7 protein-coding genes, 1 tRNA gene and 3 pseudogenes are annotated in these 11010 nt (G+C 54.7%); 5 read left to right on the forward strand and 6 right to left on the reverse strand.

The genetic code is table 11. From position 1 onward, the window contains the following. Positions 1 to 69: 69 nt before the first annotated feature. The 5 genes and pseudogenes from AC4PCC_RS07805 to AC4PCC_RS07825 form a co-directional block, all read right to left on the reverse strand. Positions 70 to 189: pseudogene (locus tag AC4PCC_RS07805) on the reverse strand (hypothetical protein); the annotation flags it as partial. Between the two features lie 17 nt (positions 190 to 206). Then, positions 207 to 377: a DcrB-related protein gene (locus AC4PCC_RS07810; protein ID WP_492126971.1), complete on the reverse strand. Its 171-nt coding sequence runs from the start codon at positions 375 to 377 to the stop codon at positions 207 to 209. A gap of 204 nt (positions 378 to 581) precedes the next feature. Further along, a pseudogene (locus tag AC4PCC_RS07815) lies at positions 582 to 821 on the reverse strand (transposase); the annotation flags it as partial. Positions 822 to 885: 64 nt separating this feature from the next. Beyond that, a pseudogene (locus tag AC4PCC_RS07820) lies at positions 886 to 1342 on the reverse strand (integrase arm-type DNA-binding domain-containing protein); the annotation flags it as partial. Between the two features lie 113 nt (positions 1343 to 1455). Beyond that, positions 1456 to 1531, reverse strand: a tRNA-Asn gene (locus tag AC4PCC_RS07825). 524 nt (positions 1532 to 2055) lie between these two features. On the opposite strand from AC4PCC_RS07825, the gene AC4PCC_RS07830 reads away from it, so the two are divergent. The 4 genes from AC4PCC_RS07830 (at position 2056) to nac (ending at position 7902) form a co-directional block, all read left to right on the forward strand. Beyond that, on the forward strand, positions 2056 to 2979 hold the full coding sequence (locus AC4PCC_RS07830; RefSeq protein WP_492126972.1) for a sugar ABC transporter substrate-binding protein: 924 nt from the start codon (positions 2056 to 2058) through the stop codon (positions 2977 to 2979). A gap of 22 nt (positions 2980 to 3001) precedes the next feature. Beyond that, complete coding sequence (locus AC4PCC_RS07835; RefSeq protein WP_492126973.1) at positions 3002 to 4486, forward strand: sugar ABC transporter ATP-binding protein; 1485 nt, start codon at positions 3002 to 3004, stop codon at positions 4484 to 4486. Between the two features lie 11 nt (positions 4487 to 4497). Then, positions 4498 to 5526 carry an ABC transporter permease gene (locus AC4PCC_RS07840; RefSeq protein ID WP_492126974.1) on the forward strand — a complete coding sequence of 343 codons (1029 nt, stop codon included), beginning with the start codon at positions 4498 to 4500 and terminating at the stop codon, positions 5524 to 5526. A 1458-nt stretch (positions 5527 to 6984) separates the two neighbouring features. Next, positions 6985 to 7902, forward strand: a complete 918-nt coding sequence (gene nac, locus AC4PCC_RS07845) for a nitrogen assimilation transcriptional regulator NAC (protein WP_492126975.1) — start codon at positions 6985 to 6987, stop codon at positions 7900 to 7902. 57 nt (positions 7903 to 7959) lie between these two features. Here nac and AC4PCC_RS07850 read toward each other — a convergent pair whose 3' ends face one another. Next, on the reverse strand, positions 7960 to 8622 hold the full coding sequence (locus AC4PCC_RS07850; protein ID WP_492126976.1) for an O-methyltransferase: 663 nt from the start codon (positions 8620 to 8622) through the stop codon (positions 7960 to 7962). A 655-nt stretch (positions 8623 to 9277) separates the two neighbouring features. On the opposite strand from AC4PCC_RS07850, the gene AC4PCC_RS07855 reads away from it, so the two are divergent. Further along, complete coding sequence (locus AC4PCC_RS07855; protein WP_492126977.1) at positions 9278 to 10984, forward strand: ShlB/FhaC/HecB family hemolysin secretion/activation protein; 1707 nt, start codon at positions 9278 to 9280, stop codon at positions 10982 to 10984. Positions 10985 to 11010: the final 26 nt, after the last annotated feature.

The following is an 11010-nucleotide window of genomic DNA, read 5'->3' on the forward strand; positions in this document are numbered from 1 at the left end:
CGCCAGGCTGGCCCCGACCAGAAGGACGCCAGTGCCGAGACAGGACGCACCGAGACCGGCAATCATCATTGCCCCGGCGGCAATGCCACCGGCAGCCGCAATCAGTCCACCGACAATCGTTCCGGCAATCATCCCTGCCAGCGCATGAGAATGGCCGATATCATCGCCCACGCGTGCCGCTTCAAACATAACAACGTTCCTTATTGTCAGGTGTTAAAACAAAAGCCGGAGAGCAGCGCCTGAAATTGTTGATTTTCCCCGTCCGTCAGTATCGCGGTGCAGGTCATGGTGAACACCAGAACAGGGTTCTCAGACGTGATAAATACCGCCTGTTGCTGGAAGACCCGTTTATCGTCACGCAGGTAGCTGGCATGCACACAAGAGTTCGGACATTAAGCAGGTTCCGTATGCTTCAGGAAGGTTTAAGTGTGCCACAGGGGCAGACAGCTTGCTATAAAGAGGTTTCATTTACTTACGGAAGGTACGTGTTCTGAGATAAGTACCGGTTCAGAAACAGGCTGATTTAGCAGATGCCTGCTTTCGAAGTGCAAAATCAGTCAACTAATCTCACATTTCATCAACTTATCAGCTAGTTGCCGCTTAAGGCGGGCATTTTCAGCGGCCAGTTCACTTTCACGCTCTGATGAGTTCATTATCTGCTGTTGTTTGCTGCGCCAGGTATAAAGCTGTGATTCATACAGACTGAGTTCGCGGGCTGCGGTAGCAACAACAATTTGTTCAGCCAGCTTCAGCGCTTCGTTGCGAAATTCCGGCGTGTGTTGTTTACGGGGCTTTTTGCTGGTTGATGCTGTTTTTGTCATGTGAGCTACCTCTGGTTGATAATTTACTCACTTAGTCGCGTGTCCACTATTGGCGGGTAAGATCAATTTCCAGATAGCCCAGCTTGTCTACCTGTTTAATGGGAACAAGTAGATCACCCGTATCCAATTCGGCAATATCTTTTTCACCGATGTCAGGGAACAGATAGGTTGCCAGTTGTGTCCAGATGGAACGCTGATAATCTCCGACAATGATGTATTGGTGGTAAAGCAGCTTTTGGCTACCGTTTTGAATGCACGGGTATTGTTGCGCTTTTTTGAACTGCTTTGTTGTCTGCCTGTTTTTTGGCACTGGGATCAATTCCAGTTGCTAGCAGTTTTTTCGTTTCATCACGGCGCTGTCTGGCATCAGCAAGAGAAACAGCAGGGTAGACACCTATGGAAAACACCTTCTGTTTTCTTTCAAAGGGATAACCTAACTGCCAGTATTTGGAGCCGTTGGAATGCACCAGCAGATAGCGGCCGAACCCGTCAGTGAGCTTTACCAGTATTTTTACCAGCAAAAGGGTATGGCTCCGAGTGGTTTTTAGTGAACGAGGGCGAACCTGAAGAAGGGAATAACCAATTGATAGAAAGCAAAAAACCAGACGTCAATAGACATCTGGTTTCTTTAATATGGCTCCTCTGACTGGACTCGAACCAGTGACATACGGATTAACAGTCCGCCGTTCTACCGACTGAACTACAGAGGAATTGTTTCAACGGGGCGCATATTAACGATGGCCCAGGGGAATGTCAAAGCCCGATTTCACCTTTGTGGTGCGTTTGCTGGCAAAATCTACGATCTGCTCTCTTTCTCATCCGTTAGCCCCTTCCAGCCTTCAGGATACCGCGCAATCTCTTGCGCCAGATCTCAATTTAAATCAATTACCGCGCCGATGTTAGAGGTATGTCAAAATTTTGTTATTTGATTATTTTAAAACGCGCGTTCCAGTGTTTTGATGATGAAAATTTCAAATAGTAAGTTTATGAAATAAATAAACTTAACTTGCTATTAATACCGTGGGTTAACTCGCCAGGTGTCCGCAGATTTGGTTTAACCTTCTAATTCAACAGAAGATGAGGTGTGAATGGTTTAAAGAAAACGTGCTGTTTTTCCAGATGGTTTTGGCTGTGGAATTAACTAATGCCGTTGGTGAAGTTGTGTGAATGTAAAAGATATTTTTCATTCGACGTCCGACCCGCCTGCGCATACTAACGATAAAAGGGCTGAGTTATGAACGTGAAAAAAACGATTTTAGCGTCGCTGTTAGTGTGTATGTTACCGGTCGCGGGCTTTGCCAAAGACCTGCAGATTGGGGTCTCGATGGCGTTATTTGATGACAACTTCCTGACCATCGTGCGCACCGCGATGCAGAAAGAGTTGCAGAAGGATAACGTTAAGGCGCAAATCGAAGATGCCAAAGGCGATGTATCCCAGCAGCTTCAGCAGGTGCAGAACTTTATCGGCCAGGGGGTAGACGCCATCATCGTTAATCCGGTCGACACCAATGCCGTTAAGCCGATTATGGACCAGGCCAGCAAAGCGGGCGTTCCGCTGATTTTCGTTAACCGCCGCCCCTCCGCGGAGCTAACCGGAAAAATGGCCTATGTCGGCTCTGACTCCGAGCTTGCAGGCCGTCTGCAAATGGAGGCACTGGCCAGGGATCTGAATTTCAAAGGCAACGTCGCCATTCTGATGGGCGACCTGGCCAATGAATCCACCCGTGAACGCACCAAAGGCGTTAAAGCCGTGATAGCGAAGTATCCCGGCCTGAAGGTGGTGCAGGCGCAGACGGCGAAATTTATGCGCAACGATGCGGTGGACGTGGTCAGCAACTGGCTAACCGCCGGAGATGATATCCAGGCTATCGCCTCTAACAACGATGAAATGGCGATTGGCGCACTCCAGGCGCTTGGTAAAAACGCTAACCATATCCTTATCGCCGGCGTTGACGGCACTCCCGATGCGCTACAGATGATCAAAAATGGAAAAATGGTGGCGACCGTCTTCCAGGATGCCAAAGGTCAGGGCGAGGGTGCGGTAAAAACGGCTATCAGCCTCGCAAACGGCGAGCAGGTGCAGAAGGTGGTCGACATTCCCTACCAGCTGATCACCAAAGACAATATGGCCAAATTTATCAGCCTCAATCAGAAATAACCCTGCTGTCCGGAGGTGAAAAATGTCCGCATATGCGCTTGAGGCCGAAGGCATCAGCAAGTTTTTCCCCGGCGTGAGGGCGTTAGATAATGTCTCTCTGCGCGTTAAACCGGGAAGCGTCCATGCACTGATGGGCGAAAATGGCGCGGGGAAATCCACCTTAATGAAATGCCTGATCGGGATATATCGTCCCGATAACGGGATTATCCGCGTCAAAGGGGAACCGGTGCAGTTCAACGATACGCTTGACGCGCTGCGTTCGGGTATTTCGATGATCCATCAGGAGCTAAACCTGGTGCCGCATATGACGGTGGCAGAAAACATCTGGCTGGGCCGTGAACCGATGAAGTATGGCTTCGTCAATCATCGCCAGCTCAATAAGCTGACCCGCGATCTGTTGAGCAAGCTGAATATCCGCCTGACGCCGGAAAAGATGGTGGGTGATTTGAGTATTGCCTCACAGCAGATGGTGGAGATTGCCAGGGCCGTTTCATGGAATGCCGACGTGGTGATTATGGACGAACCCACTTCGGCCTTAACCGAAACGGAGGTGTCGCACCTGTTCACCATCATTCGCGACCTTCGGGCACAGGGTAAGGCCATCATCTATATCAGCCATAAAATGGATGAGATTTTTGCCATTACCGATGAGGTCAGCGTCTTTCGCGATGGCGCCTGGGTGGGCAGCGATACGACCGCCAGCTACAGCCGCCAGTCGCTGATTACGCAGATGGTAGGAAGAGAACTTACCCAGCTCTTTCCAAAATTCAATAACGACATCGGTCAGGATGTGCTGACGGTGCGTAATCTGCAACGTAAAGGCGTGTTTCAGGCGATCAGCTTTAGCGTCCGACGCGGTGAGATCCTCGGCGTTGCCGGGCTGGTGGGGGCAGGGCGCAGCGAGGTGATGGAGAGTCTGTTCGGCATGACGCACATTGATGGCGGCGAAATTCTGATTGATGGCGTACCCGTCACCATTGATTCCCCCTCAACCGCGATTGACAAAGGCCTGGCGTTTCTGACTGAGGATCGCAAAAAATCCGGGCTGTTTTTGGTGCTGTCGGTAATGGAGAACATGAGCATCGTCAATATGCCGGAGTACAGCAGTCGGGGAGGCTTTGTCAGCCATATGCAGATGGCGAAGGACTGTATGGAGCAGATTCGGCGTCTGAATATCAAAACGCCGACGATGGATCAGATTATCAATAACCTCAGCGGAGGCAACCAGCAGAAGGTGCTGATTGCGCGCTGGCTGCTGGCACAGCCAAAGGTGCTGATCCTTGACGAGCCTACGCGCGGCATTGACGTGGGGGCCAAGGCGGAAATTTACCGACTGATCAGCGAACTGGCTAACCGCGGCGTGGCGATTGTCATGGTGTCCTCGGAGCTGCCTGAAATTCTGGGGATGAGCGATCGGGTGATGGTGATGCACGCCGGTCGGATCACCGGCATCCTCAGTAAAGAAGACGCCGATCAGGAAACCATTCTGTCGCTGGCATCCGAATAAGGGTTCAAATTATGAGTGACGTAAAAATGACAACTCCCCGGCTTACTCTGCCCGCGCTGCTCTCCAGGTTCACCTCCCGGCTGCCGAAGGATACCGGCATCTTTATCGTGATGGTGGGGATTGCGCTGATCTTTGAGGGATTCGGCTGGTACGTGCGCGATCAGTCGTTCCTTCTGAATCCAAACCGCCTGGTGCTGATTATTTTACAGGTGGCGATTATTGGCATTATTGCGGTGGGGGTCACGCAGGTGATCATCACTACCGGGATTGATCTCTCTTCCGGCTCGGTGATTGCGCTGACGGCGGTGGTGGCGGCCAGTCTGGCCCAAACCTCCGACAGCCTGTCGCCGGTGTATCCTTCGCTGGTGAATTTACCGGCCGTGGTGCCCATCGTTGCGGGGGTGGCGGTCGGGCTGCTTTGCGGGGCGGTGAACGGTTTTTTGATCACCAAAACCGGTATTCCACCCTTTATTGCCACCCTGGGGATGATGGTGTCGGCGCGCGGTCTGGCGCAGTATTACACCCAGGGGAATCCAATCAGCTTTCTGTCCGATGGTTTTACTTCAATCGGGCAGGGCGGCATGCCGGTGATTATTTTTCTGGTGGTGGCGTTTGTTTTCCATATTGCGCTGAAGTACACGCGCTACGGAAAGTATGTGTATGCGATTGGCGGCAATATGATTTCGGCAAAGGTGTCGGGGATCAACGTTAATAAGTACCTGGTGATCGTTTATACCTTTGCGGGTGGGCTGTCCGGGCTGGCGGGGGTGGTGTTGGCGGCCCGCGTGAGTAGCGGTCAGTCGAGCATGGGGGTTTCCTACGAGCTGGATGCGATTGCCGCCGCGGTGATCGGTGGCAGCAGTCTGATGGGCGGGGTGGGGCGCATTACCGGGACGCTGATAGGTGCGGTGATATTGGGGCTGATTAAGAGCGGCTTTACCTTTGTTGGCGTCGATGCCTATGTGCAGGACATTATCAAAGGGATCATTATTGTGAGTGCCGTTTCGATTGATATGTACCGTAATCGTAAGAAGCGCTGAGGGGGATGCCTGGTGCGGTAAAGGCTGGTGATGTCGCCAGGGGTTGGTGCGCGGTGCGGCAGGGGCTAGTGATGTCACCAACGGACGGCACCCGGCTAGCTAAAAGGTCTGGTGCCGTCGCCAACGGGTGGTGCCCGGTGCCTGGCGGTCCTCGCGCCGCGCGTTGCGCGGTTCCTTCGCTTCGCTCGTCGACCTTTCGGACCGGGCATGACGTGACATCCCTGTCCCGGCATGCCCTTGTGCCAGCATCCCTGCTGGCCCATCCGGGTCTTCCTCTCTACGCTCAGCGCTGCGGATTGCCTGTCACCGGGCCCCACCCGCCTGCTCTTTTTGCATTGTGCTGGCTGCGGTTAAGGGCGGTGTCGGAGATTCCCGGAAACTCTTCGCCAGATATGAATGCGTACAGGAAATATGCAATGACCAAAATAGTTGGGATATGAAGAAAATCAGAAGACTGAGAGCGCACAGTTTATTGTGACTGGTTTTTTCGTGGTGCAGATAATTGACCTAAATAGCGGCACCAAAACTAAATCGAAAAGTGAGCTGAATCCTGCCCGAGAGCAAACCTTAACTGGGATAGGCTCGGAAACCTGCGGACAGATAAACGGTTTTACCGGAGCAGCTCAGCAGTCCGCGGACAGATAAACGGTTTTACTGGAAGCAGCTCAGCAGCCTGCGGACAGATAAACGGTTTTACTCAAAGCGGCCCAAAAGCCAGAGAGGTGGATAATCCCTGCGGATGACGGGCAATCCGCAGCGCTGCGGCGCAGACGGAAGGCCAGGCGAGGGCAGCAGGGATGCTGCACTCAGGGAGCGGCGGGCAGGGATGCCCGCTCGCGACCGGGCCGTCCGGCCTGGAGTCGGAGCCAAAGGCACCAGGCAAAGCCTGTAGCTGCGACGCCCGTCATCCGCAGGGATTATCCACCGACACAGCAGATGTTGCAGCCCGGACAACTGACCGTCATCCGCAGGGATTATCCACCGACACAGCAGATGTTGCAGCCCGGACAACTCACCGGCAAACGCTGGGATTATCCACCGGCTCGTCAGATACCGCAGCCCGGAAACCGCAGGGATTATCCACCCCCACAGCAGATATCGCAGCCCATACAACCCACCAGAAAATAAAGGGCAGCCAACCGATAACGGCCACAATGCCCCCACTCCGTGACGCAGGCTACATTGGAAACGGTTACATGCACACTGATACAGCATATTCCGCACCATTGCAGTGCGTCAGTAAGCAACGTTGCTGCTGGCACTCTATAAATAAAATTGATTAACCCTAAAGGGGTAATCAGATTCTCTTATTTAACCGCCTCTTAGCCAACGTCCATCACAGGAGACAAAGACTAAGACCATTCTGGCATGACGCTTGCAACACCCCCTCGCACCAGAGTGAAAACTTATATTTCTCGCCAGTGAGTCTGGCATTCGGGGATCCGTGACGGAGGCAACATGAACTTAAGACGACTCAAATACTTCGTAAAAATCGTCGATATCGGCAGCCTGACCCAGGCGGCTGAAGTCCTGCACATTGCGCAGCCCGCGCTCAGTCAGCAGGTCGCCACGCTGGAGGGCGAACTGGACCAGCAGCTCCTCATCCGCACCAAGCGCGGCGTGACGCCCACGGAAGCCGGGAAAATCCTTTACTCCCACGCCTGCACCATCCTGCGCCAGTGCGAACAGGCTCAGGCGGCGGTGATCAATGCCGGACAGATGCTCACCGGGCAGGTCTCGATTGGCCTGGCACCGGGAACGGCAGCCTCATCGCTGACCATGCCTCTGCTACAAAGCGTGCGCGAGCAATTCCCCGAGGTGCTGGTCTATCTGCATGAAAACAGCGGGGCTTCACTAAACGAAAAAGTGATGAATAGCCAGCTTGACATGGCGGTACTCTACGACCGTGCGCCAACGGCCGGGATAACCAGCATGCCGCTGATGAAAGAAGAACTCTATCTGGTGGGGGCGACAACCTGTCCGGGGCAAAACATCGATCTTGCCGATGTGGCCCTGATGAATCTGTTCCTGCCGCGAGACTACAGCGCTATTCGTATGCGCGTAGATGAAGCCTTCTCCCTGCGCCGCCTCAGCGCGCGGATAATAGGCGAAATCGAATCCATTGCCACGCTTAGCTCTGCCGTCTCCAGCGGAATGGGCGTCACCGTGCTGCCGGAATCCGCCGCGCGCGCGCTGGTCAGTTCAACCAATGCGTGGATGTCGCGCATCACCAGCCCAACCCTCAATCTGCCGCTGTCGCTGAACGTCTCTGCCCGCCGTCCCCTCTCGCCATCGGCCCAGGCGGTGAAAAATATCCTGCTGTCGCTGCTCAATAAACCGATGATTGCAGACCGCGAACTGATGCTGGTGAGCTAATTTCCCGTTCAGGCGCGCGGCTGCGCGCCTGACGCCAGTGATACATCCGCCTGGAGATTACTTCTCAACCAGCGCAATGGAAAATCCGTCCCATCCCTTGGCGCCGACCGTCTGTAGTGCCGTAACCGTCAGGCGGTCGTCCTGCGCCTGCAGCTGCAAAAAGTGACGCAGCCCCTGCAAATGCTCATCGTCTGCGGCCGGGTCGGCAATTCTTCCGCTACGCACCACGTTGTCACCGATAATCACCGTCCCCTTGCGCGACAGCTTTATCGCCCACTCCAGATAGTGCGGATTATTCTTTTTATCGGCATCAATAAAAATCAGATCGAAAGGCGCGATCGCGGCAAGCGCAGGCAGACTTTCCAGCGCTGCACCGATGCGAATCTCCACCCGATCCTCCAGCCCGGCCCGGAGGATATTTTGTCTGGCGATCTCCGCATGGCGCGGCTCGTACTCCAGCGTCACCACCAGGCCGTCGGCGGGCAGGGCGCGCGCCAGCCACAGGGTGCTGTAGCCACCCAGCGTACCAATTTCAAGGACGCGCCTGGCACCGATCATCCGGGCAAAAATATGCAGCATCTTCCCCAGGTTTGGCGTCACATCAATGGCGGGTAACCCCGCTGCTTTATTGTTTTCCAGCGCGGCCAGCAGTGCCTCATCCTGTTCAACCAGGGTATCCACAAAAAAATTATCCACATCGGTCCAGCTAATCTGGCTCATCGCTACGTCCTCTTTGCGGGCAGGTGAAAAAAGTCTGCCGGAGCATACCAGTCGCCCATTAAGGGGACCGCGAGACGCTGCACAAAAGCATATTTTCCCGAAACGAAACCCTTTTTTGCCCTCCCGGGTAAAAAGGTCGGAGGGAAGTGCAAAAAAACCGCAAGGCCCAGGTTGATTACCCTATTTGATGTTTCGAGCTTGACGCTGTTCTATTGTCCGACTACGCAATTGCATAAAGCTTCCTTCTGACTTAATGGAAATTTAAGCGGGAATATAAAAACAGCCACCTCTGGACCTGAATAAAATAAATACGCCTGGCGAGCGCGCCCTGGGTAAATTCCTAAGGCCCAGGACAAAATATGACGTATCCAGTGGAATGAAAAGAATTTGTTGGCGGCGCTAAGTCAGATACGTAACGGGGTATGAGGATTTTAACTCCCGGTATGCCTTGTTAACTCGCCAGGAAAGATCCCATTCAGGCCAGTAATAATAAGGTTTTTTTTAGAATTAAATTTTTATCCTGGCTCTCAAATGTAAAGGAATCGTCAGTTTTTCTTCATTTTTCTTCTTGAAGTTTTCCTGTCCCGGTGCATAATGTGCGCATAAAAGCACGCAATACACATTTGTTTACATTTTTTCACAGCCGGGAAGTGTCATGCAGGGAAACAAAATCAGCCGCCTGTCTGCACGGGGTGTCGCCATCCTGATTGCAGCGATCTCCAGCGCCGTCAGCGCCGCGCCGGGCGACGAGCAGATCCAGCATCAGCAGGAACAGCAAAAAGCGCGTAATGAGACCCTGATGCCGCAGGCGCCAGACGTGCGCTTGTCTGAACCGGTGCCTGCTCCCTCGCATCTGGCCTTTCCCGACGAAAAGCCCTGCTTTGTTATTCATCAGGTTACCCTTGAAGGACGGGACGCGCTGCCGCACTGGGTTCCCTTACCGCGACTTGCAAACCAGGCGGTCGGCCACTGTCTGGGCGTTCAGGGCATCAACCTGCTGATGAGTACGCTGCAAAACCGGCTGATAAACCACGGCTGGGTCACCACGCGGGTGCTGGCCCCCCAGCAGGATCTGCGTCAGGGCGAACTGAAGCTGCTGATCGTGCCTGCCAGGGTGCGCAGGGTGATGCTCACGCCTGAATCCTCCTCCTGGGTCAGTCTCTACCCGACCATGCCTGCACATGCAGGCGCGCTGCTGGATCTGCGTGATATCGAACAGGGACTGGAGAATATGCAGCGCCTGCCCGGCGTTCAGGCGCGGATGGCGCTACGACCGGGTGATAAACCGGGCGAAAGTGATATCGTCATTGAGCGCACCCAGCCGCGCTTCTGGCGCGTCGGCGCATGGCTGGATGACTCCGGCACCGAAAGCACCGGCCGCTATCAGAGCGGGGTGATGCTGGCGCTGGATAACCCCACTTCGCTAAGCGACCTGTTCTATCTCACCGCCAGCCGCGATCTGGGATTTGCGGGCCGCAAAAGCAGCAAAAGCGTTGCCGGGCACTACTCGGTGCCGATTGGCTACTGGCAGCTGGGGCTGACCGCCAACGACTACGATTATCACCAGACGGTGGCCGGATACAGCCGGGATTTCCTCTATGCCGGGAAAAGCCGCTCGCTGGACGTTCAGGTCAGCCGGGTGCTCCACCGCAATGCCACCTCTAAAACCACCGCCACTTACGACGTACTGGTCAAAGAGTCGCGCAACTTTGTGAACGATACGGAGATAACCAGCCAGCAGCGCCGCACCAGCGCCTGGCGGCTGGGGCTGGCGCACCGGCACTATATCGGTCCGGCCACCCTGGATGCGGGCGTGAGCTATCAGCGGGGCACGCGCTGGTTTGGCGCACTTCCGGCGTGGGAAGAGTCTTATCAGGACGCCACCTATGCAACATCGCTGTCGAAAATCCTCAGCTGGAATGCGGCACTGACCGCTCCCTTTGCCCTCGGTAAACAGAATTTCAGCTTCAGCACCCAGTATCGCCGCCAGATGAGTAACACCCCGCTGACGCCGCAGGATGAGTTTGCTATTGGCAACCGCTGGACGGTGCGCGGTTTTGACGGCGAACGCACCCTCAGCGCCAGCCGGGGCTGGACGGTGCAAAACACGCTGGCCTGGCGCACGCCGATCCCCGCGCAGGAGCTCTACCTGGGGGCGGACTATGGCGAAGTGGGAGGCAACAGCACCACGCAGGGCGGCCTGCGTGGAAACCACCTCGCGGGGGCCGTGACCGGCCTGCGCGGCAGCATCGTGCCTGCCAGCGTCAGCTACGACCTCTTTGCCGGGATCCCCCTCTCTAAGCCCGATGGGTTCAAAACCGATCCGGTTACCTTTGGCTTTAGCCTGAACTGGAATTACTGACCAACCCCGCATCCCGACCTGTTTTG

The organism is Erwinia sp. L03-1 (assembly GCF_058686115.1).